1 protein-coding gene is annotated in these 267 nt (G+C 64.4%); it reads left to right on the plus strand.

Annotation, left to right across the window (positions count from 1 at the left end; genetic code table 11):
- Positions 1-267, plus strand: a 267-nt coding sequence (locus R0J92_RS23415; protein WP_411053439.1) for a hypothetical protein, incomplete at both ends; no start/stop codon positions are given.

Raw genomic sequence — 267 nt, forward strand, 5'->3', positions numbered from 1 at the left:
CGACTGCGCTGATGCAGACGGCCGGAGAGGTTGCAGGACTTGCACTTCTGCTGCCGGCGATGATGTGCGTCGAGGTTCCTCGGCACGCCCGCACGTTTGCAGCCTGCGCCGAAGTCGATCATCTGGATCTTCCCAAGAGCCGCCGGATGGCGCGGAGCTTCGAGGTGGTCGTCCGGACGCCCGTGCCTCTTCGAGACCTTGGCGATTGCGAATTCGTCGTGTTTCGCGGCGGTGTCGCGCAGAAGGACCAGGTGGCAATCGTCGTCG

The sequence above is a fragment of the Tritonibacter sp. SIMBA_163 genome (assembly GCF_046535935.1).
In the GTDB taxonomy this organism is placed as follows: Bacteria; Pseudomonadota; Alphaproteobacteria; order Rhodobacterales; family Rhodobacteraceae; genus Epibacterium; species Epibacterium scottomollicae.